Genomic DNA, 22,022 nt, shown 5'->3' with positions numbered 1-22,022 from the left:
CGCCGGATCCGCACACCGACCCCGGGTTCGCGGCAACCGGCCGTGGCAGAATCGTGGTGTATCGACAACGCTTGTGATCGCCTGAGTGCGAAGGAGAAACACGATGACCCCGATTCGCCGGTCCACCTGGATGCCCCGCCTGCTGACGGCCACCGCTGGAACCGTTCTCGCCTTGTCCCTGACCGCCTGCGGAGGCTCCGGAGGGGACAAGCCCGCCGAGGATCAGAAGTCCGAGGCCTCGCAGACCGAAGAAGGCGGATTCGGCGGAGGTGCTGTCGAATCGAAAGAGGCCGAGGCCCCGGGATCCGAGCCCGCCGAGGCGGAGCCGACCGACACGAAATCGACCGATCCGTTCGCCGATGCCGCGAAGACGACGAACTGGGCCAGCGACGACGGGATGAAGATCGACAAGAAGGGCAACGGCATCGTGCCCGCTTCGTCGATCGAGGCCGACCTCATCGACCTGTTCGAGAACAAGCTCGATTGGAAGGTCAAAGAAGCCAAGTGCGATTCCGATATGGAGCTCCGCGAGTGGTACGGCTTCAAATCGTGCCAGGTCACCGTCAAGGACAAGGACGCGTACAAAGGCAGGAAGAAGTACTTCGGCACCGTGAAGATCGTCGATCACAAGGATCAGATGATCAAGTACGAACTCATGTTCCCCGGCATCGACAAGGAAGACTTCGACTTCAAGGACTGATCACCGGGGCGGCCCCTCCCCTGGTCATCGATCGGTTCCTGAGGTTGCGACTGCACGCTCATCGTCGCCCGTACGACCTTCGGCCGTGCGGGCGACGAATCGTCTCCGCGGATGTCCGGACGAACCGGTGATGACAACGCTGCCGGCCGCCTCGGCGAGGGATCGAGTGTTCCCGCCCGGGGCAAGTTCGGAATGCTCAGTCGAACCCGGGGCAGCAGTCTCCGAGCTCCGGGCGCTGCCCGGTTCGTCCAGCGCCTCTCGGATGATCCGGCGCGGATCGTACTGTCGCGGATCAAGAGTTCTCCAGTCCTCGGCGCCCATCGATTCGGCGGCCCGAGTCCGCGCCGTATCGACCTGGGCACGGAGCAGGCGGGCGAACTCGCCGAGCTTCTGCGCGTAGTGGGGGCAGCCGCTGTGGGCCGATGACGATCACAGCGAAGATCCCGACGATGATCAGTTTCTCGAAACTCAGGCCGAACATGTCCGAGTCCTTTCCGTTGGCGTGATCGGCACTCGCCCGGACCGTTCCTCCTCCACGTGCGGATCACCGACCATCCGGCCGTAGCCTCGGGTCCGGTCGTGGATACTCGCGATGGCGAGCGCGGCGAGGAAGAGCAGCGCCATCGGGCCCGCGACGACGAACATGGAGAGCACGTCGGCGGCCGGGGTGATCAGTGCGGCGAAGATCACGATGGCCACGATGGCGGCTCGCCAGGCCCTCGCGATCGACCGCGCAGAGAGCAAGCCGATGAAGTTGAGGACGACGAGGAAGACCGGGAGGACGAAGGCGACTCCGGTGGCGATGACGATCTTGAACACGAAGTCGAAGTAGTAGGACGCCTGCAGAATGGTGCTGTCCTCGCTCGCGGCGAACGAAGTGAGCACTTCGACCATCCGGGGGAAGACGTAGAGGCCGGTGAGGCAGCCGGCGACGAAGAGGGGCACTGCGGCACCGAGGAAGCCGAACGTCACCTTCTTCTCCTTCGCCGTCAGTCCCGGGGTGAGGAGTCCGAAGATCTCTCCCAGCCACACCGGGCTGGAGAGGACGATCCCGGAGTACACGGCGATGCGCAGCTGAAGGTCGAAGGCGCCGGTGCCGCTGTCGTAGTTGAGCGAAGCGCTGCGGGACTCGGCGAGCTCGGTGATCGGGGCCCGGAGGACGTCCATCACGAAATCCGAGGTGAGATATCCGATGACCGTGCCGATGAGCGGCGCCACCGCCGCGCGCACCGCCCGTGTCCGCGCCTCCCGCAGGTGCGCGGACAGCGGCATCTTCTCCGCGGCGGTGCTCATGAGTGGGGTTCCGTCTCATCACCCGCCCGTAAGTCGGATGATTCGTCCTTGAGGATGCGCACAGACTGCCCGAGGCTCTTGGCGAGTGCAGGCAGCTTGGCTGCGCCGAAGACGAGGATGATGATGGCGAGGATGACGAGGGCGTGCCAGCCCGTGAGGTTGTGCAGCATAATGGTGAGCCTTTCTCGGAGTTGTCAGGGCTTTTCGGGGGCGCCGTCGGGTGGAGCTTGTCCTTCACCGCCGCCTCCCGGGGCTGTGCCGCCGGTCGGTTCGGTGTCGGTGTCGACGGGAACATCGAGCGTGGCGGTGTATCCGGAGTCCGTGTCGCCGCTGATCGTGGCGAGCTGGTGCTCTCCTCCGTCGTCACCGAAGACGTTGTCGTCGTCGAGGGAGATGGCAGAGAGGTTCTTCGCCGATCCGTCGTAGGTCTCGAGGGCGAAGACTGCGTTGCAGGCGTCTTCGGGCAGGGCCATCTGCGAGGTGGTGATGGCGTTCTCGGCATCGGTGATCGAATCGACGTCCGGGTAGACCTCGAAGTGGATGTGGGTCCAACGACCGGAGTAGCAGCCGGGGAAGACGGAGGCGAAGGTGACTTCTCCTGCCGCATCGGCGACCTGGACGCCGCGCAGCCAGGTCGCGTCTTCGACGCCGTCGGAGTACATCGAGTAACGGCCCTGAGCGTCGCAGTGCCAGGCGTAGACGGCTGCGCCTTCGAATGGAGCATTGTCACCGGCCATATCGGTGACCTTGAGGGTGAATGTCAGGGGCACACCGTCGACGGTGTCGGTCCCGTCGATGTTCGAGCGGAGGTCCGAACGCACGATTCCGGAGTCTTCGAGGATGTCCGGTCCGTTCGATCCGTCCGCCGGATACGGACCGGCCGTTTCGTCGGGGATCTCGGTGACCGATCCGCTGCCGCTCGAACTCGATTTCGTCGATCCCGCGGCCCCGGAGGTGCAAGCGGCCAGGGCCATGGTGCCGACACCGGCGCCGACGAGCCCGAGAACTCCTCGTCGGCTGAAGAGGGTGCGGATGTCGAAGGAGGCGCCTTGGTCGACGACCTCCTCGTCGGGACGGTCGAGGAGCCTGCCTTCATAGGCGGGTCCGTTGGGGGTCTGGTCCGGTTCGGGTACGCGAGCCATGAGCTGTCCTTCCTTCGATGATGTGTGATGACACCATCGTGGTGACCGGCTCTGGCGTGGGACTGTGGCGTTTCTGGGCCGCGGCTGTGGATGCTCAGTCGGTTTGTGTTCCGTCCCACCAGTCGAGGACTCGCTGGGCTTGCAGGGTCACCCATTTCGAGGGTTCGCCGACCGGAGCGTCGACGTGGAACCAGACGTCGCCGTCAAGGCGGTGGTCCTGAGTCCAGGTGCCGTCGTCGGAGCGTCTGGCTCGGATCATCCCGACCGCTTCTTCCATCCGCGGGTCCGGGCCGGTTCCGTCCGCGCTCGTCGCTTCGCGGAAGTAGTCGAGTGCGGGCAGGATTCCGTAGAACCAGCGTCGGGGGTGGAAGAGAGCGAGGGCACGGCCATCGAAAGGATCACCGGTGCTGCGCGTGCGGAACAGGTCCCGCGACAGCAGGTACTCCTCTCCCCTGGCTCGGGCCTCCTGCACACGCGCGGCGTCGCCCGTAGCCAGCTGATAATCGAGCAGCGCGACGAGGGCGTTGAGGGTGGAGTGGAACGACGAGACCTTCGAGCCTTCGACCCATTCGCAGTTCCATCCGCAGTCGGGCTGCTGGTGGCCCAGGAACCAGTCGACGATGCCGTCGACATCGGCGCCGAGCCACAGGCCGTTCGACAGCGTCCAGGAATTGATGCAGACGTCGACTTCCCCGCCCCAGTACGGCAGATTCTCGTATTCCCAGCGTGCGGATTCGAGTTTCTCTGCCGTTCCCTCCAACGCCGAGGCGGTCAGTCCCCACTCGCGCAGGTCCTTCAGAGCCCACGTCGTCGCAGTCCACGGCTGTGATCCGTCGTCATCGAATGCGAAGTCGGAGGGGAAGAAGGCCCCGCCTGCCCATTGTCCGTCCGGGTCTTGCTGGGCCAGCAGCTCTGCGCCGAAGCCTTCGTGTTCCACGCGTGCGCGGGTCTCCTGCCAGGTCGTCTCCTCTGCTCCGTGCAGGTCGCGTTCGACCTGCCAGCGCAGGGCCGGGTCCGAGTCGAGGAGCCAGTCGGACAGTTCTGTGCTGATCATCGTTGATCTCCCAATTCGGTCGAACAGTCACTTCGAGAGTAGGCGCCGAATCGCGCGAAGACCATACCCCTGTCCGTCGAAGTGGGATTCACCAGCTGTCGTCGGCCTTGCGGTGCTCATCCGCGCAGTGACCGCTCCCAGGCCAGGGTTGCAAGCGCCGCAGCCTGGTCGGGCAGGTGCGCATCGTCGAACTGAACTTCTGGCGAGTGATTCGTCGCCGCCGAGGCCGGATCGATGCCTTCGGGCGTCACGAAGAAGAACATGAAAGCACCGGGCACCTGCTCGAGCACGAAGGAGAAGTCCTCGGAACCCATGAGCGGGTCCGGCACCTGCACGGCCAGCTCGGCCCCGAAACGATCGGCCAGAACTCTCAGGGCGAAGTCGGCTTCGCCGCAGTCGTTGACCGTGACGGGATACTGCTCGGTCCACACCACCTCGGCCGTGCATCCGTGTGCGGCCGCAATCGACTCCGCCAACTGTGTGGCGCGCTCGGGGAACCTACGCGTCGACTCGTGGGAGAGCGTGCGCACAGAAGCTCCGAGCTTCGCCGAGGCGGGGATGACATTGACGGCCTCCCCCGCTTCCAACTGCGTCACCTGGGCGACGATGGGGTCGAAGACGCTGAATGATCCGGTGACCATCGATTGCAGCGCCTGTCCGAGTTCGAGAATCGGACGCACCGGGTCGACCGCATCTTCCGGTCGCGAGCTGTGACCTCCGCTGCCGTGCATCGTCACGTGCAGAGTATTCGCTCCGGCCATGATCGTGCCCGGTCTGGTGACGAAGGTTCCCGGCACCCCCGGTGCCACATGGATCGCGTAAGCCGCATCGGGCTTCTGGCCGATGGTGTCGAACATTCCTTCTTCGAGCATGATCTTCGCACCGCCCATCCCCTCCTCGCCGGGCTGGAACATGAAGGCCACCGTGCCCTTCAGCTCGGACTGATGAGCGGACAGCAGCTTCGCGGCTCCGACGAGTCCGGAAACGTGGAGATCATGCCCGCAGGCATGCATGTTCCCATTCGTCGACGCGAAGTCGAGTCCGGTCGCCTCGTCGACGGGCAGAGCGTCCATGTCCCCGCGCAGGAGCACCGTCGGGCCGGGGTGCGCTCCGCGCAGGACGGCGATGATCGAGCTGAGCTCCTGACCGAGCGTGATCTCAAGCGGCAGACCTTCCAGGGCGTCGAGGATCCGACGTTGGGTCTTCGGCAGATCGAGTCCTATTTCGGGGTCCCGGTGCAGGTCGCGGCGCAGTTCGCGCAGATCATCGGCAAGTGCGTGGGCTTCGCTGGTGAAATCGAGAGTCATTGTGTGCTTCACTCGGCAAGACTGGCACGGCCGGAATGAGTCGCGCAATACCGTCTCGAGGAGTTCGCGAATACAGAAACTTTCCCATCGGATTCGTCATCCTGATGAGGGAGTTGATCGGTAGCGGGAGGGGGACTCGATCCCCCGACCTCACGATTCCAATCTGGTCGAAACCAGAGCGGACATGAAAGACCATGAAAGCATATGAAATGACCGCTTGACCAGGAACGATGCACGAGAAAAGCACGAGTCCCCCGACAATGCGAGTCTCGCCGACTTCCACCCAAAGCGCATCGTAAACGCATCTTCCTCCTCATCAGCAGGCACTTCCGAACCTATCGTCGCAACCGTCTAATCCTGCACCATGAACTCGTCCCGCCATGCCTGAATGCGCTCCTCGAGCTCGTCGAGCCCCGGCCCACCGGGCGTGTAGGCGAGTTCAGCTGCTTCCCGCGCTGTGCCCTCTTGGATGCGGAAGAACGCCTCCGCGAGTGGCTTTGCTGCCCGCTTGATTGCTTCTTCGTAGGTGGTCATGTTTGCCTCCTTCGGCGCTCGTGAATAGAGTCCAAGGACGCCTCTGGGTCTCGGCTAGGAGTGCGCTCGGACAGTCGTGCTCGTGAACAGGGTCTACCGTCACCCCTTGATTGCCGAGAACATCGTTGCCTGAGACGCTAGGACGCTCAGCCGACCGAATTCAGTCCTGAGTCGTCAAGAGCAAAACGACTTCGACCAGGGCAAATGCTAGTCTCAAACCGAGCTTTGCTTACCGTGTAATCATGACAGCGACGGACCTGCAACGGAGCGACCTTGCCAACTCCAACGAAGAAGATCACTGAACTACTCCAACGCCCAGAAGTCACGACCGATCTCCTCCAGATCGTCAAATCTGTCGTCGCGGCAACGGCAGCATGGTGGCTGTCAATCGCAATACTCGACTCGGCGATGCCTTTCCTCGCGCCATGGACTGCACTGCTCACCGTCCACGCGACGGTCTACCGATCACTTTCGCGAGGCGCCCAGTCAACAGTGGCCTCTGCAATCGGCGTGGGCTTGTCCTTCCTGATTGGCAACTACCTCGGAGTCAGCCTGTGGACGTTCGCCCTGGCGCTCTTTGTTGGTCTTCTCGGAGCCAGGGTGACATGGATCCGAGACGAGGGGATCGCCATCGCCACCACCGCGATTTTCATCCTCGGAAGCGGATTCGACAGTCAGCAGCCCCTCCTTCTAGAACGAATCATTGAGATCGCGCTGGGCGTCGCTGTCGGGCTCGCCGTCAACTTGATCATCATTCCCCCGATCCGGGACCGGCAGGCCTCTCGCTACGTCGACAGTATCAATCGGCGCATGGGCGACGTCCTGACCAGCATGTCCGACGAGTTCAGCGACTCCTGGGACACAGACCGCGCCGATGAGTGGTTCCGCGAGACCGAGTCCATGAGCGACGAGCTCAACACAGCATGGCAGTCCGTTCGCTTCGCAAGGGAAAGCAGGCGAGCAAACCCGAGAGGCGATTTGAGGAAGTCGCTTAGTCCTCGGGTTCGCAACCAAGCACAGTCTCAGGCGGAGGAAACGAGCTACGAGAATATCCTGCAGCGGGTCGATGAAGGGATCTCGCATCTGAGGAATCTGACGCGCACGCTCCGCGACGCGACGTACGCCGAGGGCGAGTGGGATGACAGCTTTCGCCGCGAGTGGGGAAACATTGTCAAAGATGCCGGGCGCTCGATCAGCGATCCCGATTCTGACGTTGAACCCGTGCATGAACGCCTCGACTCACTGGCGAGAGCCCTCTCCGATGACCAGCATCTCCCGACTGCTTCGTGGCCCCTCTACGGGGCGTTGATCACGAGCATGCGTCATATTGCTGTTGTCGTCGATGACGTTGCCTCTGCCAGAGAAGCTCGAGAGCCGAACAAGGGTTGAAGATGTGCCTGTTGCGAAGATCGTCGGAAGACTCTAAACCCCTCTTGCAGCAGTCTGACCAGCAGTTTAGAGTCTTTTTCATTCAGTGCTTTGACAATTCCACAGAAGGAGTGTGTCTCGTGTACACCATGCTCAACAACCAGGAACAGTCGAAATTCGACCTGTACCTGCCCGGGAAACTCGTTGCATCGCTGCATTACAAGATCGACGACGAAGTCAACGAAGTCATGTTCGTCTACTGCGAGGCGATCGAGGACACCGACAAGGACGCTCACTGCCAGGAGATTATGAAACGAGCTCTGGAAGATGCTCGCGGCCGGTGGCTAAAGGTGAACGTGACATGCCCGATCGCGCTCAAGTTTATGGAGCAGAACGCAACTGAGAACTGACAGGCTTCCCCTCCCACCACACATCATCCGGCGGCAACCACGCCCCGATCGCCTGGACTCGTCGATCTTTGATCTCAACGAATATCGCACCATCGAAACCGAGTCGCGTCGCGGTGCCGTCGAGCCATACTTCACCGTCGCGCTCGAACATGACATGAGCACGCACCGGCACGGGCGGACGGCTCTGGAAGGAACCGCGGGCGCCGGCGTCGTTGCGGATCTTCTGCCAGTACCGCCAGGTAGCTGTGCCGTAGTCCTCATATTCGATCATGTGTTCTATTATGCATCCGCCATACTCCACCCACAGCCAAATGCCGAACCGGACACGAGCGCACGCGACCCGAGCTAGCACCGACTTCCCACCGAAAGCATCGACGCCAGTAGTACGCAACAGAACCATGTTGAACCAGTGACGCGGACTTGGATATAGTCAAACTCGGAAACTATCGCCGAACCACCTGAAATCTCAGGAAGAAAGGAATGGTGGCCCTCGTGGCCTGCTTCTAGTCCTGCTGCCCTAGAATCACCCGAACTCCGCGTTCACAGCCGGTCGGGTGATAGGTGACCTGTGCCTAAACACAGTCGACCTAGCCTCTACCCATTCCCTGTTGCCGTAGCTGATAGCCAAGCTAACCATTCTCAGTTAGCCACTCGCGTTCACCGGTCATGCTTGGTGCGAACAAAGCCCGCCAGCACCCCCAAAGAGCTGCCCGCAAGAATGCGCGAAGGCTAAACTGCACCGGCTTCACGGCTATTCAACTTCAGGCAACTACTGAAATCAGAGAAAGCCAGTCATGCAGCAACTCAATGCCACCCAGATTAAGAAGTCCTTTATCAACACCTCTCGCCGCGAAGTGGAAAAGATCACACTGCCACCCAATCTCGCTGAGATCGAGTGGGCCGAGCTCGACTACTTTGGTTGGGCTGATGCGAAAATTCCTCAACGGGCCTATATAGTCGTCCCCGTAGACGACGTCCCACGCGGACTGATGCTCAGGGCAGTGCCCATGGCGAAGTCCCAAGCGATGTGCAGTTGGTGCGAGGACTTGCACGAGACCACCGGCGTACGGATGTTCACAGCGAAGAAGGCCGGGCCTTCGGGACGAAACGGCAATTCGCTCGGGACGCTCATACACGGCAATTTCGAGTGCTCCGAGATCGTCAGGAATCCTCCACGCGCAGTCGAAGGTCACAATGACTTCGAAGCCCATGTGTCAATGCGCGTCGACAAACTGAACGAGCGTGCCACCAGCTTCGTCAAGAGAGTGCTAGGCGAAAAGTAGCCCCCACTCGGGCCCGTCAAACCACGGCGATCCCACCATGAAACAACGTAGGCCCCCGCCGTAACCACGGTGGGGGCCTACATTGCATCCGCTACCCTATTGCCATGCCCTCAACGATGAGCCCAGCATGAGCACCTGTGCCGCAGTGTGGTGTGACCGGGATGAGTCGCCCCGGGGATAATAGAGGCAGGGAGATTGGAAGAGGGAGATTCTCTCTTGCCATTGAAATATACCGACGAACTCAAGGCTCGCGCCGTCGAACTCGTCATTCATGCTCAGGCCGATCCGGAGACGGCGGACGGGGCAATCACCCGTGTCGCCGGCGAGCTCGGTCTGAGCAAAGAGACCCTGCGAGTCTGGGTCCGTAAGCACAAAGACTCCGGCAAGGCCACACCGACTGAGTCAGTCGATTTGGAAGCGGAGAACCGTCGGCTGCGGGCGGAGTTGGCTGAAGCGAAGCGGGCCAACGAGATCTTGAAGAGAGCGTCGGCTTTCTTCGCGGCGGAGCTCGACCGCCCATCGAAGTGATTGTCGTCTTCATCGACGACAATCGTCACGAGTTCGGAGTCGAGCCAATCGTACGCGCCCTGTCCGGGAATGCGGCACGGATTGCTGTGAGCTCGTATTACGCGTTCAAGAAACGCGAACCATCGGCCAGGGCCAGCCGAGACCAGGCGCTGATGGTCGTCATCCAGGATGTCTATGAGGCGAACTACTCGTGTTACGGGGTGCGGAAGATGTGGAAGGCGATCAACCGCGAGTACGCCGATCAGTTCGGCCCGGTGGCCCGCTGCACGGTGGAGCGGTTGATGCGCCAGTTAGGCATCGACGGTATTCGACGCTGGAGGAAGCGCCCGAAGACGGCTTCGGCTAGGGCTGAGGAGTGTCCGGATGATCTTGTCGAGCGTGAGTTCGCAGCACCGGCACCCAATTGTCTATGGGTCGCGGACATCACCTATGTTCCGACGACTGCTGGGTGGGTATACACGACGTTCATCCTCGATGTCTTCCACAGGGAGATCGTCGGCTGGCAGGTGACGAACCACATGCGGGAGTCCCTGGCCAGGGACGCTCTGACGATGGCTCTCGCTGCGAAATATCGGGCCGGTGAAGACGTTTCCGGGCTGGTGCACCACTCGGATCGCGGAGCGCAATTCCGATCGATTCGCTATGGCGAGACCCTGGCGGAATCCGAGGTCGTGGCGTCGGTGGGGTCGCGTGGGATTCGTACGACAACGCCATGGCCGAGGCGCTGAACTCGGTCTACAAGGCCGAACTCATCGACCGGAAGGGGTGGTCGGGGTTGATCGAGGTGATGGCGGAGACGTCGAAGTGGGTGGCTTGGTACAACCAGTCCAGGTTGCATTCAGCGATTAACTACCGACCGCCCGTCGAGGTCCATTCCGAATGGATCAACCAGTCCGGGACAGAACCCGCGGCTGCTTAGGAAACCAAGAATAGGAGCCTCTACGAAACCCGGGGCTTGACATCTCCCCAATTAAGCCGAAGGCGGGGCAGGTGCGAGCCATGACTCAAGCTGAGGTGGTAGCGCTGCGCAATGCGGGGCCGTCTCAGGGTTCTAGTGCAACATTGGGCTGGTCTCAGGCTACCTGCTCATGCAACAGATCAGCCAGGACCTCGGCCGGGGTCGCGAACCCGAGGACCTTCCGCGGCCTGCGGTTGAGCTGGTCCTGCATCGACTGAATCTGATCGTCGGTGATCGACTCATCGAAGACTGTGCCTTTCGGGTAGTAGTCCCGGATGAGTCCGTTGGAGTTCTCATTCGTCGGCCGTTGCCAGGGTGAGTGCGGGTCACAGAAGTACACCTGGCAGTCGGTGGCGACGGTGATACGCAGATGCTCGGCCATCTCCTGGCCCTGGTCCCACGTCAGCGTTGAGAACAACGCTTCGGGCAGGGACGCGATCATGTCCTGGACCAGCCCGGTGACCGTGGCTGATTCGCGGTTGTTCGGCAACTTCCGGATCAGCGAGAACCGGGATCGGCGTTCGAAGACGGTGACCAGGCCACCGGTGTGGGAATCGACGACGAGATCACCCTCCCAGTGGCCGGGAACGCTGCGATCAGCAGCCTGCGGGGGACGGTCGACCAACAGGGCACCATCGAGCCAGGGACGACTGGACCGACGCGGCAACTTCGACTGCGGCTTCCTCGTCGTCCGACCCGATCGGAGGGCTTTGACCACGGCCAGCTCTTGACGCAGAGATCCGCGTCCTTGGACGTAGAGAGCTTGGTAGACCGTTTCATGGCTCACGTGCAGGTCCTTCCGGTCGGGGTAGTCACGCCGAAGCCTACCGGCGACCTGTTCCGGCGAGCACTTGTCGTTGAGTCCGTTGATCACGTGAGCCCGCAGCCACGGGTTATCGAGACGTTTGCTGCGGTGCTCCTTGCGTGCCTGGCGGGCATAGGTGCGGCCGTGGGCGCCGGCAGCACTATAGACCGGGTGTGGGCTGGATTTGTCGTACTCGATGATGCGGTTGCGGCGGATCTCTCGGGAGACCGTTGACGGGGCGACACCGAGCTGGGTCGCGATGGTTCTCATCGACAAGGGTGGGGTTGATTGCAGGCCGGCTTGGATCGTCATCCGATCAGCGACCGTCAGGCGATGGTAAGCACGGTGGCGTGGTGCCGGGGCAGCAACGATGGTGGTCGGCATAGTCGGTATTCTGCCGGGCGGGCGGTCAGGCAACCCGAGTCGCCGCGCCCACAGGGCGACGGTTTTGATGTTGATGCCGAGGCGGTCAGCAATCGATGATCGTGGTATGTCTTCGAGGAGGAGCCAGAAGAGTTCGTCGAGGACGTCGAAGGGCAATCGTGGACGTCTGGGTTGCGAGGTCATTGGGGGTGTTCCTTCGTTCAGTGGAAACACCCGGTCTGATAGTGCTGGTCAGACCGGGTGTTGCACTAGAACTTAGAAACCGCCCGGCCCGACAGTGGGAGGCGACCCCACATAAGTCATTCAGGCCGTACCGGCGCGACATCCTCGACAGTATCGACGTCATGCTCGGCACCGGCGTTTGCACCGGCGAACTGCTCGGCATTCGATGGCAGGACATCGACCTCGACGCGGAAGTGCCGACAGTGTCAGTCATGGGCACCGTAACACAGGCGAATGGCCAAGGCGTGGTTTGGAAACCGGCGCCGAAGTCGGAGACCTCGAAACGGACCCTCTACCTCCCGTCGATTGCGGCGGAGGCGTTGCGGAGGAAGGCCGCGGAGCGCGAGTTCCTTCCCGAATCGGAGGCAGTGTTCGCGTCCGAGGTGGGGACGTGGCGGAACCCGTCGGCGTACCGTGTTCACTTCCGGCAAGTGCGGAAGATCGCGGAACTAGATTGGGTGACGCCGAAGACGATCCGCAAGACCGTCGCGACGACGATATACAGTTCGGACGGCCTCGACAATGCGTCTCAGCAGCTCGGGCATTCGGAGGTGGGAGTGACTGCGAAGCACTATGTGCAGAAGCTCAGTATTGGGCCGCAGGGCGTGGTTGGGGTGCTCGACGAATGGTTTCAAAGCGCATCGTAACCGCATAGATGTCGGGAATCGGGCAGAAAAATAGCCCCTCACCGGGACTCAATCCCTGGTGAGGGGCTTATCGGTAGCGGGAGGGGGACTCGATCCCCCGACCTCACGATTATGAGTCGTGCGCTCTAACCAGCTGAGCTACCCCGCCCCAGCACCGCATTCTAGGCGGCACGAGAGCCCCGAAAGGGAATCGAACCCTTGACCTTCTCCTTACCATGGAGATGCTCTGCCGACTGAGCTATCGGGGCAACAGGTAAGAATTTACACGGGTTCGCTCGCTCTGGGCAAATCGGATTTCAGTGACGTCACTCACACGCCCTGGAATCGGAGGCGAAAACGTCCACCGATCCCTACCCCGCATCGGTGCCATTAGCGAAAGCATCTATTTCACCGGGTCGAATCGCCCGGCCAGGAATCCCTGCAGTCGACCCGGATGGTTCGTGATGATCCCATCGACCTCGGCACCGAGGAGTTCCCGCCATTCGTTCATCTCATCGGCAGTCCAGACGAAAACGCCGAGGTCGTTGTCCATGATCTCTGTGACGACCGATTTGCGCATCGAGAATCCCTTGTACGAAGGATTGATCGCCACCGCCCCGAGTTCGCGAGCGACCTCGATGTCCTCGGGCTTGGGAACCATGCGCAGAAGGAAGCGAGCGACCATCGGCAGCAAGTCCCGACAGGTCTCCAGCGTCTCGATGTTGAACGACTGGACGATCATCCGGTCGGCAATCCCGGTTTCGACCACCAGTTCGGAGATCCTCGCCACCGCACCCGATGACCACTCCCCTTTGAGCTCAAGGAGGAGTTCCCCGCCTCGGTGCTGGATATCCCTCATCACGGCCGACAGGGTCGGGATGCGCACTCCGTTGAATCCGGGGCCCATCCACGAACCGGCGTCGACGAACGACAGCTCTTCGGCGGTGAGATTGACGACGGGACCTCTGCGATTCGTGGTTCGGTCCAGATCCGGATCGTGGAGGATCACGGGAACACCGTCGGCGCTGGTCGAGGTGTCGACCTCGATGAAGTCGACCCCCAGGGCGCGCGCCGCGTCGACCGCGGCGAGGCTGTTCTCGGGCACAACAGCCGAATAGCCGCGGTGCGCGATCACCAGTGGGCGACTTCCGGATCCGGGGCGCTCGACGATGCCCCGTTCGTGGAGGAACTGCAGAAAACTCATGGCTTCAGCCTATGCCCTGAGCCCTCATTCCACTGCCTGCACGACGTCAGAAGTCCCAACTATCGGAAACTCCGGTCGAATCCCCCACAGACCGATTCTGAACGGATAGGTTGTGGGAAGCATCACACTCCCAACTCGAAGGGCACACCATGGAAGCTATCTACGCTGCCGCTATCGTCCTCGCCTTCATCGCGCTCGGTGAGCTGGTCTCGATCTGGTCGAAGGCGCGTGTCCCCAGCCTTCTGGTTGCGATGCTCGGGATCTTCATCTTCGCCAAGATCGGCGTAGTCCCAGAAACCGTCATCGATGACTCCCTGCTGCTTCAGGCCTACTCGTTCCTCGTCGCGCCGCTGCTCTTCCATATGGGGTCACTCATCCCCCTGCGTGTGATGCTCAAGCAATGGCGTTCGGTCATCATCGCAGTCTCGGGCATGCTCGTGGCGGTGCTGCTCATCCTGGCTGTCGTGGCCCCGCTCTTCGGTTTCGAGACCTTCGTGGCCGGTTCCGGCCCCTTGGCCGGCGGCATCGTCGCCACCAGCTTGACGACGGAAGGGCTGACGGCGCACGGTGCCGCCTCGTCGATCATCGTTCTTCCCGCGCTTGTTCTGATGCTCCAGTCACTGCCCTCGATGCCGTTGACGAACTACTTTCTGCGTCGTTATGCAAAGAAGCTGCGCGACAGCGGAGAACTTCAGGAACTCGCTCGCGCCCACAAGGAAGAGGAAGAGGAGGCAGCCAAGAAGAAGAAACTCGTCAACCTTCCCGACTTCCTCGTCGACAATCAGCTGTTCATGCTCTTCCTCATTCTCGTCGGCGGATCGGCAGCGACACTTCTGGCGGTCCCCACCCATATTCCGTCGTCGATCCTCGCCCTGATCCTCGGCATTCTCGCCACTGCGGTGGGATTGTCCCCCGATAAGGCCATGGAACGGTCGAACTCATTCGGCATCGCCATGGCCGGCGTCATCGCCATCGTCATGGCCCCGCTTGTGACCGCCTCGGTGCAGGACGTCATCAACGCATTCGTCCCCACCATCACGATCCTCATCGTCGGCGGCGCCGGCATCGTCCTCGGCGGATTCGTCGCCACAAAGCTTCTGCGCTGGAAGTCTGGACTGGGAGTGTCAGTGGCACTGACGGCGATGTACGGCTTCCCTGCCGACTATCTGCTCACCAACGAGGTAGCACGCTCCATTGCCCGTGACGACGACGAAAAGGAAGCGCTGCTCAATGTCATGCTCCCGCCGATGCTCGTCGGCGGATTCACCTCGGTCAGCGCCGGGTCCGTCGTCATTGCCAGTGTCCTCGTCAGTATGCTCTGACCCCGACCGGCCCCAATCCCCGCCAGTTCCAGGCCCTCGGCACACCCCGGGCTCTCATACGAAAGGACCCCATGCACGATCTCATCGCACAAGGACAGACCCTGCTCCCTGAGCTCCAGAACTTGCGGCGTTCCCTCCACGCGGACCCGGAGATCGGTCTCGACCTGCCCCGCACGCAGGCGGTGGTCCTGGCCGCCCTGTCCGGCCTCGACCTCGAGGTGACCACGGGTGAGGGCGCCACCTCGGTGATCGCCGTTCTGCGCGGAACCCATCCGAACAGACCGGCCGACGCTCCAGCGGTGCTGCTGCGCGGAGACATGGACGCCCTGCCAGTGACAGAGGAGACGGATGAGCCCTTCGCCTCGACGAACGGATGCATGCACGCCTGCGGCCACGACCTGCACACAGCCGGACTCGTCGGAGCCGCGCAACTCCTTCACGCTCTGCGCGACCGGCTTGCCGGGGACATCGTCTTCATGTTCCAGCCCGGGGAAGAGGGCTGGAACGGAGCGTCGGTGATGATCGACGAAGGCGTGCTCGACGCAGCCGGGACGCGGGTGATCGCTGCATTCGGGGCGCATGTGCTCCCCGGTCCGCGCGGCGTGGTCGCCACCCGGCCGGGCACCCTCCAAGCGGGTTCGAACACACTGCGGGTGACGATCCACGGACGCGGCGGTCACGGTTCCCAACCGCAGACCGCCGTCGATCCGGTGCCGGCGCTGGCCGAACTAGTCACGGCCCTGCAGAATATGGTCAGCCGCCGCATCGACGCCTTCGACCCCATCGCGCTGTCAGTGACCCAGTTGAGCGCCTCGGACGCGATCAACGTCATCCCCGCCTCGGCCACCTTGGGTGCGACTGTGCGCACACTGTCGGACTCATCACTCGACATCGTCCGCACCCGCTCGAAGCAGCTTGCCGACGGCATCGCCGCCGCCCATGGATGCAGCGCCGAAGTGGACTTCGATGTCCAGTACCCGGTCACGGTCAACGACGATGACGAGACCGCATGGGCCATGGAAGAACTCCGAGTCCTTCTCGGCGAGGATCGGGTGAAGCTCCTCGAACAGCCGATCATGCCGAGTGAGGACTTCTCCTTCGTCTTAGCCGCGGTGCCGGGCACGTATCTCATGCTCGGCGCCGAGCGCACGGACGTTCCAGCAGAGCGCCAGGGCAACAACCACTCCCCCTTCGTCATCTTCGACGATTCGGTTCTCGGCGATCAAGCGGCGCTTCTTGCTCACCTCGCGATCGAACGACTGGCGAAGGCGACGCGAATGTCATAGCCGCGCGGGGGGAAGCACGACGCTGTGCGGCTGCCGGCGAACAACACGCTTGCGGGCCCGCACTCCCCCGCCGCAGCGATGCAACTGATCTGACACATCGTCGCCACCCGCCAAGGCGCGAACCCACCTACCGTAGACACTGTGAACACTTCGATCCCCCGCCACCGTGATCTCACCCTCGACCTCGCCCGCGTCGTCTGTGTGCTCGTCGTCGTGTTCGTCCACCTCCTGCTCGTCGGGGTCGGCCGCAACCCGGACGGCTCACCTTTCATCATCAACCCGGTCTCCGGCGAGCGCTGGTTCGCCCCGGCCACCTGGATCGCCGAGATCATGCCGATGTTCTTCGTCGTCGGTGGATTCGCAGCCAAGGTCGGCTGGGAATCTGCACAACGTCGCGGCGAATCGGCTTCGACCTTCGTCCGCACCCGCTTGCGACGCCTCGCGCTTCCGGCGCTGCCGCTATTCATCGTCCTCACCGCCGCTCTCACCGCCGTCCTAGTCCTCGGCGTCGACCCGGACTTGGCCGATGCCATCGCCGTCCCCGTCGGTTCCGTCCTGTGGTTCCTCGCCGCGTACGCTCTCGCCCAGGCCTTGGCACCCTGGATGATTCGCTGGCACGAACGCAATCCGTGGCTGGCCCTCGTCGTCCTCTTCGCCGGAGCGTTCTTCGTCGACGTCGTCCGCCTCGTCGTCGGCATCCAAAGCCTCGGACTCGATCGGATCCCCGCCGACGGCTACGGCATCGGCGACGAACTCTTCGGACTGCCCAACGTTGGCTTCGTCTGGCTCTTCGCCCAGCAGATCGGCTTCTGCCTGCGCGACGGCTGGTTCTCCCGTCTCCGCTGGTGGAACCTCGTCATGATCGTCGCCGGATTCGCCTGCCTGGGACTGCTCGTCATCCTCGGTGAGTACTCGGCGTCCATGCTCACGAACCAATGGCCGCCGACTCTGCCGCTGGCCGTCCTCGCCGTCATCCAAGCCGCCCTGCTGACCCTGTTCCACCGACCGCTGACAGCGATCATGGACCGTCGCTTCGCCCAGGCCATCGTGTTCTTCCTCGGCAGCCGACTCATGTCCGTCTACCTATGGCACGTGCCGGCGATCGTCCTGCTCACCGGAGTCCAGCTGCTGTGGCTGCCGATGCCCGATCCCGGCACCGGAGCCTGGTGGCTGACCCGTCCGGTCTTCGTCATCGCCGTCCTGCTCGTCGTGTGGGCGATCTCGACGATCACGAAACGTTGGGAGAGCCCCCGCCCGGTTCTCTCCCCGAGGTGGCCCTCCGATGCCGTCACCGTCACCGCCGTTGCCCTCTTCGTCGTCCAATCCCTGGCGATCTCGAGCTACGGACTCGACCTGCCACTGGCCATCCTCGGCCTGGTGTGCACCACGATCGCAGTCAACCTCACTGAAGACAGCGCCACCGCTCGTTCCCGCATCAGCGACGGAAACGATGCCACCATCGCCGAGGTGAACCCACCGATTCCGGAGCGGCGGGCTGGTCCCCCGGTTCCGCCTCGGTGACGGTGTCGTTCTTCTTCGCATTCCGACGCCGCCGCCATGCGGTTATCTCCTTCTCCACATCGCGGGGCGGAGTGAACACGGGCGGGCCGTCGCGCAGATCCATCACGGCCTCGCGCACCCGGGCGTTGAAGCCGGCGAGGTAGTCGCGGACCTCGGACTCGGTGGAGAAAACGTCGACCGTGTCTTCGAGGACGGCGTTCTCCTTGCGCAGCTGAAACGCCGCCGGAGCGACGCCGTTGATGCCTTCGGTATCCATCTTCTGCTTGATCCACCAATCAGGATCAGATGAGCTGTGCAACCCGGACAACGGCTTGCCCAGACCCGGCAGATCATCGAAATCACCGCGCTTGATGGCTCGGTCGAGAGCGGATTCGACGACAGCGTTTCGGTCCTCGAGCGAATTCAGACGCCGAGGCGACTGCGTGTCATCCGTTTCATCGCTCATCGGTTCGCCCTCCTCGGCGGAGCATTTCCACCCTGTCCTCACACGGTAGGCGTCGGCCGGGCGCCGGGCAAGGGAAAGCGCGGAAAACGAGAAAAGCTCCGTGACCTCTCGGTCACGGAGCTTCTCCGTTCTGCGTGGCAGATATAGGATTCGAACCTATGAAGGCAATGCCGGCTGATTTACAGTCAGCTCCCTTTGGCCGCTCGGGCAATCTGCCGCAGGTGGCGCTCGATGAGCACCTGAAAAGAATACAAGGCTCGGACCCGAATCTCCAACTCGGTAGACGCAGATCACAGTTCGGGGCCTCGACTAGACTCGGGGGCAACAGCCACGCCCGTTTCCGACGGGCATCAACGATCGCAGACAAAGGAGCATTCATGGCCAGCGAATCCTCATTCGACATCGTCAGCAAGGTCGACCGCCAGGAAGCCGACAACGCACTCAACCAGGCCGCGAAGGAGATCAACTCCCGCTATGACTTCCGCGGCACCGATGCGTCGATCGCCTGGAGCGGCGAAGCCGTGCAGCTGAAAGCCAACAGCGAGGACCGGGTCAAGGCCATTCTCGACGTCTTCCAGTCGAAGCTGGTCAAGCGCGGAATCTCGCTGAAGTCCCTGGAAGACGGCGAACCGTACCCCTCCGGCAAGGAGTACCGCATCGATGCGTCCCTCAAGGAGGGCATCGACAAGGACAATGCGAAGAAGATCTCGAAGATCATCCGCGACGAGGGCCCCAAGGGCGTCAAAGCCCAGATCCAGGGCGACGAGCTGCGCGTGAGCTCGAAGAAGCGTGACGACCTGCAGGAAGTCATCGCTCTGCTCAAGGGACAGGACCTCGACGTCGACCTGCAGTTCACGAACTACCGCTGATCGCCAGCGCACCACGCCGGCCCGGTCCGCACTGCTGAGTGCGGACCGGGCCGGTATCGTATTCGCCCGTAACGCTGTGACCCGAAAGAGGCCGGTCAGTGTTCGGGGAGCTCGAGCGGGATGTAGTACAGACCTTTCGAGTCCTCTTCAACGCTGGCCCGGAGGCGATCGTCGAGGTGGATGAAATCGTTGACCTTGATGGTGCCCTTCTGGCCGCTGAGGCGACGGATGGCGAAGGCTGGGATGAGCCCCTGCCGTCCCGAACCGTCGACGGCGAGCGCGTATTTCGGGCCGGTCGCGCGGACCCGGACGTCGATGCCCGTGTCCTGTTCCCGCAGTTCGTCGAGTTCGACGACGGGTTCCGGGTTCGTCAGCGCGGTGAGCTCGACGGCCAGGGTATCGGCCATGTCATCGACGGTCGCGAGCATGTTCGCCATGGCACGGGCGAATTCGCCGTGCAGCTTGCTCGGCTTCATCGCCGCGCCGGGTTTGTACATGTCCTCGTGTGTCAGTTCGCTCCAGGCGTCCTGGAGCCGGGTCTTGACCTGGATCTCGGCGAAGACAGGAGGCCCCTGGTCGGAAGGAATGCGCAGTATGACGTGGCAGGCGCGGTACCCGCTGGCCTTCGGCGGGTCCGTATAGTCTTTCCACTCGATGAGTTCGAAGGCGCCCAACTGATCGGGGTCGCGCAGCGCGGCGAACATCATCGACTGATCGCGCGGTGATTTGCACAGCACCTTGACGCCGACGATGTCGCGGATCTGGTCTTCGACATCCTCGGTGGAGGTGATCGTCAGATCCGGATCGTCGTCGGTCTTCTCCGTCAGCTTCGCCAGGGTCCGTGCCGCGTCCTTAATCCGATGGCCATCGACGTCGAGGCGGGAGATGTCCTTGTCCTTGAGCAGGCCCTTCTGCTGTTCGGTCAGCCAGTGTTTGATCCGCACCGCCGCCGTCTGCCAGGCGTTGAGCCGTTCGACATAGGCACGTTCGACGATCGTCTTGAGCTGCGATTCGTTTCTCACGCGGTCTCCCCTGCCGGCCTTCGGTGCAATGGTTCACGCTCGCTGGTGCGATCTGCTGCACGCGGGCATGACTTGGTGTGCGCTGGCGTGATCTGGACGTCTCCGACTCTACGCGGTGGAAGCATCAGACACCGGCAACGACTCGTCTCCCCGTTGCAACGGAAAGAGAAGTCACTGCCGGTGCCAGATGACCCAGGAGTGGAGGAAATGTCGCGAAATGCTCCGCAGGCTCAGCTGCCTGCGGACGGCTGGCCGACGGATTCGGCGGTGACGTGTCCGCGCGCCTCGGCGAGCATGGCTTCACGGGTGGCGAGCTTGATGCGCTCACGGCCCTCGACCTCGCCGGCCGCCTTCTCGGCGGCCTCGACACGGTGGTAGCCCTCCCAATCGGCGAAGTCGACGCCCTTGGATTCGAGGAGCTCGATGATGGCCGATTCGTCCGGGTACACCGGCTCGGCGAGCACACCGGCGGCACGGTCGTCGAGGATGTGGCCGATGGTCTCGAGCGCATCGCCCTTTGTGTGGCCGATGAGTCCGACGGGTCCGCGCTTGATCCACCCGGTGGTGTACACGCCCTGAACGACATCGGCTTCGGCGGCCTTGGTCTGATCATCGGAGTCGACGACGCGACCCTCGTGGTTCGGGATCACACGCTTGCGATCGTCGAAGGGCAGCTGCGGCAGCTGAGTGCCCGCATAGCCGACGGCACGGTAGACGGCATCGAGCTCCCAATCGTGGAAGCTGCCGGTGCCGTTGACTCCGCCGGAGCCGTCGAGTTCCATGCGTTCGGTGCGCAGCCCCGTCACCTTGTCCTCGCCGAGGATGGCGACCGGTGAGTGCAGGAAGTGCAGGTGGAGACGCCGCTTCGCTCCGGTGGGTTCGCGCATGGTGAAGTCTGTGAGCGTCTTCGCGACCTGCTTGGTCTGGTTGCTCGACTCGATCGCCTGCATCGACCCTTCGTCGAACTCGAAGTCCTCCGGGTAGACGATGAGGTCGACGTCCTTGACGGCGCCGAGTTCGCGCAGCTCCAGCGGCGTGAACTTCGCCTGAGCCGGTCCGCGACGGCCGAAGATGTGGACATCGGTGACCTTCGAGGACTTCAGCCCCTCGTACACGTGATCGGGGATCTCCGTGGTGTGCATATCGTCGGCCTGCTTCGCCAGCACGCGGGCGACGTCGAGAGCGACATTGCCGTTGCCGATGACGGCGACGCGTTCGGCGTCCAACGGCCAGGACTGCGGGACGTCGGGATGCGAGTCGTACCAGTTGACGAAGTCCGCGGCGCCGTAGGATCCGGGCAGATCGATGCCGGGCAGGTCGAGGGCGGCGTCGACGAAGCAGCCGGTGGAGAAGATCACCGCATCATAGCGGTCGGTGAGCTCTTCGAGGTGGAGGTCGACTCCGTACTCGACATTGGAGAACAGGCGGATGTCGCCTCGGTCGAGGACCTTGATCAGGGCGTTGATGATGCCCTTGATCCGCGGGTGGTCGGGAGCGACGCCGTAGCGGACGAGCCCGAAGGGAGTCGGCAGACGATCGAAGAGATCGATGCTCAGATCGAAATCACGTTCCGCCTTTGTCATGAGATCGGCCGCGTAGATCCCAGCAGGACCGGCGCCGACGATGGCCACCCGGAAGGGACGAGTCATTCTCACACCTCTCTGTTCTTTCCCATCGAGTCTATCGTCAATGTAGGTCATCCTTACAATGACGTGACGAAACTCGCATCACCGCCGCCC

25 protein-coding genes, 3 tRNA genes and 1 other annotated feature are annotated in these 22,022 nt (G+C 62.6%); of the genes, 13 read left to right on the top strand and 15 right to left on the bottom strand.

All coding sequences use genetic code 11. The features are described from left to right. Positions 1 to 103: 103 nt before the first annotated feature. Together ACOZ9V_RS05870 and ACOZ9V_RS05865 are read left to right on the top strand one after the other, a co-directional pair. A complete protein-coding gene (locus ACOZ9V_RS05870) occupies positions 104 to 700 on the top strand; it encodes a hypothetical protein (protein WP_181271791.1) in 597 nt (198 codons plus the stop codon). Between the two features lie 111 nt (positions 701 to 811). Beyond that, positions 812 to 1,126 (top strand): hypothetical protein, encoded by a 315-nt coding sequence (locus ACOZ9V_RS05865; RefSeq protein WP_434594427.1) that lies wholly within the window; start codon positions 812 to 814, stop codon positions 1,124 to 1,126. A gap of 42 nt (positions 1,127 to 1,168) precedes the next feature. On the opposite strand, the gene tatC is transcribed toward ACOZ9V_RS05865, so the two are convergent. The 6 genes from tatC to ACOZ9V_RS05835 all read right to left on the bottom strand — a co-directional run bounded on the left by tatC (position 1,169) and on the right by ACOZ9V_RS05835 (position 6,030). Beyond that, complete coding sequence (gene tatC, locus ACOZ9V_RS05860) at positions 1,169 to 1,993, bottom strand: twin-arginine translocase subunit TatC (RefSeq protein ID WP_434594424.1); 825 nt, start codon at positions 1,991 to 1,993, stop codon at positions 1,169 to 1,171. Further along, a complete protein-coding gene (gene tatA / locus ACOZ9V_RS05855; protein ID WP_434594421.1) occupies positions 1,990 to 2,163 on the bottom strand; it encodes a twin-arginine translocase TatA/TatE family subunit in 174 nt (57 codons plus the stop codon). Before tatA ends, tatC begins: the two co-directional genes overlap by 4 nt. Positions 2,164 to 2,187: 24 nt before the next feature. Continuing rightward, positions 2,188 to 3,135: an intradiol ring-cleavage dioxygenase gene (locus ACOZ9V_RS05850; protein ID WP_434594418.1), complete on the bottom strand. Its 948-nt coding sequence runs from the start codon at positions 3,133 to 3,135 to the stop codon at positions 2,188 to 2,190. Positions 3,136 to 3,229: 94 nt separating this feature from the next. After that, positions 3,230 to 4,189 (bottom strand): squalene cyclase, encoded by a 960-nt coding sequence (locus tag ACOZ9V_RS05845; protein ID WP_434594415.1) that lies wholly within the window; start codon positions 4,187 to 4,189, stop codon positions 3,230 to 3,232. A gap of 116 nt (positions 4,190 to 4,305) precedes the next feature. After that, entirely contained in the window at positions 4,306 to 5,496 is a 1,191-nt protein-coding gene (locus tag ACOZ9V_RS05840) for a M20 metallopeptidase family protein (RefSeq protein ID WP_181271795.1), read from the bottom strand. Positions 5,497 to 5,847: 351 nt separating this feature from the next. Then, positions 5,848 to 6,030 carry a hypothetical protein gene (locus tag ACOZ9V_RS05835; protein ID WP_181271796.1) on the bottom strand — a complete coding sequence of 61 codons (183 nt, stop codon included), beginning with the start codon at positions 6,028 to 6,030 and terminating at the stop codon, positions 5,848 to 5,850. Between the two features lie 273 nt (positions 6,031 to 6,303). On the opposite strand from ACOZ9V_RS05835, the gene ACOZ9V_RS05830 reads away from it, so the two are divergent. Both ACOZ9V_RS05830 and ACOZ9V_RS05825 read left to right on the top strand, forming a co-directional pair. Further along, entirely contained in the window at positions 6,304 to 7,419 is a 1,116-nt protein-coding gene (locus tag ACOZ9V_RS05830; protein ID WP_434594412.1) for an FUSC family protein, read from the top strand. Positions 7,420 to 7,538: 119 nt separating this feature from the next. Then, positions 7,539 to 7,808, top strand: a complete 270-nt coding sequence (locus ACOZ9V_RS05825) for a hypothetical protein (protein ID WP_434594409.1) — start codon at positions 7,539 to 7,541, stop codon at positions 7,806 to 7,808. Here the strand turns inward: ACOZ9V_RS05825 and ACOZ9V_RS05820 are convergent. After that, positions 7,780 to 8,079, bottom strand: a complete 300-nt coding sequence (locus ACOZ9V_RS05820) for a hypothetical protein (protein ID WP_434594406.1) — start codon at positions 8,077 to 8,079, stop codon at positions 7,780 to 7,782. The two genes, ACOZ9V_RS05825 and ACOZ9V_RS05820, sit on opposite strands and share 29 nt — an antisense overlap. A gap of 523 nt (positions 8,080 to 8,602) precedes the next feature. On the opposite strand from ACOZ9V_RS05820, the gene ACOZ9V_RS05815 reads away from it, so the two are divergent. From ACOZ9V_RS05815 to ACOZ9V_RS05800, 4 genes are all read left to right on the top strand, one after another. Beyond that, positions 8,603 to 9,091 carry an FBP domain-containing protein gene (locus ACOZ9V_RS05815; RefSeq protein WP_139907991.1) on the top strand — a complete coding sequence of 163 codons (489 nt, stop codon included), beginning with the start codon at positions 8,603 to 8,605 and terminating at the stop codon, positions 9,089 to 9,091. A 216-nt stretch (positions 9,092 to 9,307) separates the two neighbouring features. Next, positions 9,308 to 9,619, top strand: a complete 312-nt coding sequence (locus tag ACOZ9V_RS05810; protein WP_434594402.1) for a transposase — start codon at positions 9,308 to 9,310, stop codon at positions 9,617 to 9,619. After that, positions 9,580 to 9,708 (top strand) — a sequence feature (AL1L pseudoknot). It overlaps the preceding gene by 40 nt. Then, a complete protein-coding gene (locus ACOZ9V_RS05805) occupies positions 9,616 to 10,347 on the top strand; it encodes an IS3 family transposase (RefSeq protein ID WP_434594399.1) in 732 nt (243 codons plus the stop codon). Its footprint overlaps the feature before it by 93 nt. Before ACOZ9V_RS05810 ends, ACOZ9V_RS05805 begins: the two co-directional genes overlap by 4 nt. After that, the gene (locus ACOZ9V_RS05800; RefSeq protein ID WP_167194571.1) at positions 10,332 to 10,538 is read left to right on the top strand and encodes an integrase core domain-containing protein; all 207 of its coding nucleotides are present in this window, start codon (positions 10,332 to 10,334) and stop codon (positions 10,536 to 10,538) included. The genes ACOZ9V_RS05805 and ACOZ9V_RS05800 overlap by 16 nt, the downstream gene beginning before the upstream one ends. 154 nt (positions 10,539 to 10,692) lie before the next feature. Here the strand turns inward: ACOZ9V_RS05800 and ACOZ9V_RS05795 are convergent, their stop codons facing one another. Next, positions 10,693 to 11,949 (bottom strand): IS30 family transposase, encoded by a 1,257-nt coding sequence (locus ACOZ9V_RS05795; protein WP_434594397.1) that lies wholly within the window; start codon positions 11,947 to 11,949, stop codon positions 10,693 to 10,695. A gap of 161 nt (positions 11,950 to 12,110) precedes the next feature. Between ACOZ9V_RS05795 and ACOZ9V_RS05790 the strand changes: the two genes are divergently transcribed. Further along, positions 12,111 to 12,635, top strand: a complete 525-nt coding sequence (locus tag ACOZ9V_RS05790) for a tyrosine-type recombinase/integrase (RefSeq protein WP_434594394.1) — start codon at positions 12,111 to 12,113, stop codon at positions 12,633 to 12,635. Positions 12,636 to 12,709: 74 nt separating this feature from the next. Here the strand turns inward: ACOZ9V_RS05790 and ACOZ9V_RS05785 are convergent. The 3 genes from ACOZ9V_RS05785 to ACOZ9V_RS05775 form a co-directional block, all read right to left on the bottom strand. Next, a tRNA-Met gene (locus ACOZ9V_RS05785) sits at positions 12,710 to 12,783 on the bottom strand. Positions 12,784 to 12,810: 27 nt separating this feature from the next. Next, a tRNA-Thr gene (locus tag ACOZ9V_RS05780) sits at positions 12,811 to 12,883 on the bottom strand. 134 nt (positions 12,884 to 13,017) lie between these two features. After that, complete coding sequence (locus ACOZ9V_RS05775) at positions 13,018 to 13,818, bottom strand: glycerophosphodiester phosphodiesterase (RefSeq protein ID WP_181271802.1); 801 nt, start codon at positions 13,816 to 13,818, stop codon at positions 13,018 to 13,020. 149 nt (positions 13,819 to 13,967) lie between these two features. On the opposite strand from ACOZ9V_RS05775, the gene ACOZ9V_RS05770 reads away from it, so the two are divergent. From ACOZ9V_RS05770 to ACOZ9V_RS05760, 3 genes are all read left to right on the top strand, one after another. Beyond that, complete coding sequence (locus tag ACOZ9V_RS05770) at positions 13,968 to 15,140, top strand: hypothetical protein (protein WP_434594391.1); 1,173 nt, start codon at positions 13,968 to 13,970, stop codon at positions 15,138 to 15,140. Positions 15,141 to 15,211: 71 nt separating this feature from the next. Continuing rightward, positions 15,212 to 16,426: a M20 metallopeptidase family protein gene (locus ACOZ9V_RS05765; protein ID WP_434594388.1), complete on the top strand. Its 1,215-nt coding sequence runs from the start codon at positions 15,212 to 15,214 to the stop codon at positions 16,424 to 16,426. Between the two features lie 141 nt (positions 16,427 to 16,567). Continuing rightward, on the top strand, positions 16,568 to 17,947 hold the full coding sequence (locus ACOZ9V_RS05760) for an acyltransferase family protein (protein ID WP_434594386.1): 1,380 nt from the start codon (positions 16,568 to 16,570) through the stop codon (positions 17,945 to 17,947). Here ACOZ9V_RS05760 and ACOZ9V_RS05755 read toward each other — a convergent pair. Continuing rightward, a complete protein-coding gene (locus tag ACOZ9V_RS05755) occupies positions 17,862 to 18,392 on the bottom strand; it encodes a DUF1992 domain-containing protein (RefSeq protein WP_434594383.1) in 531 nt (176 codons plus the stop codon). The genes ACOZ9V_RS05760 and ACOZ9V_RS05755 overlap by 86 nt on opposite strands. 135 nt (positions 18,393 to 18,527) lie before the next feature. Then, positions 18,528 to 18,609 (bottom strand) — tRNA-Tyr (locus ACOZ9V_RS05750). 160 nt (positions 18,610 to 18,769) lie between these two features. On the opposite strand from ACOZ9V_RS05750, the gene ACOZ9V_RS05745 reads away from it, so the two are divergent. Beyond that, positions 18,770 to 19,261, top strand: coding sequence for a YajQ family cyclic di-GMP-binding protein (locus ACOZ9V_RS05745; protein ID WP_167194552.1), 492 nt, complete (start codon positions 18,770 to 18,772; stop codon positions 19,259 to 19,261). Positions 19,262 to 19,356: 95 nt separating this feature from the next. On the opposite strand, the gene ACOZ9V_RS05740 is transcribed toward ACOZ9V_RS05745, so the two are convergent. Further along, positions 19,357 to 20,283, bottom strand: a complete 927-nt coding sequence (locus ACOZ9V_RS05740; RefSeq protein ID WP_139907277.1) for a GTP pyrophosphokinase — start codon at positions 20,281 to 20,283, stop codon at positions 19,357 to 19,359. A 230-nt stretch (positions 20,284 to 20,513) separates the two neighbouring features. Continuing rightward, positions 20,514 to 21,932 (bottom strand): FAD-dependent oxidoreductase, encoded by a 1,419-nt coding sequence (locus ACOZ9V_RS05735; RefSeq protein ID WP_434594379.1) that lies wholly within the window; start codon positions 21,930 to 21,932, stop codon positions 20,514 to 20,516. Positions 21,933 to 22,022: the final 90 nt, after the last annotated feature.

The sequence above is a fragment of the Brevibacterium sp. 1718 genome, from assembly GCF_051131255.1.
GTDB classification, from domain to species: domain Bacteria; phylum Actinomycetota; class Actinomycetes; order Actinomycetales; family Brevibacteriaceae; genus Brevibacterium; species Brevibacterium sediminis.
The sequence above is the reverse complement of the archived record's forward strand: the minus strand, read 5'-3'. Positions and strand labels throughout refer to the sequence as shown.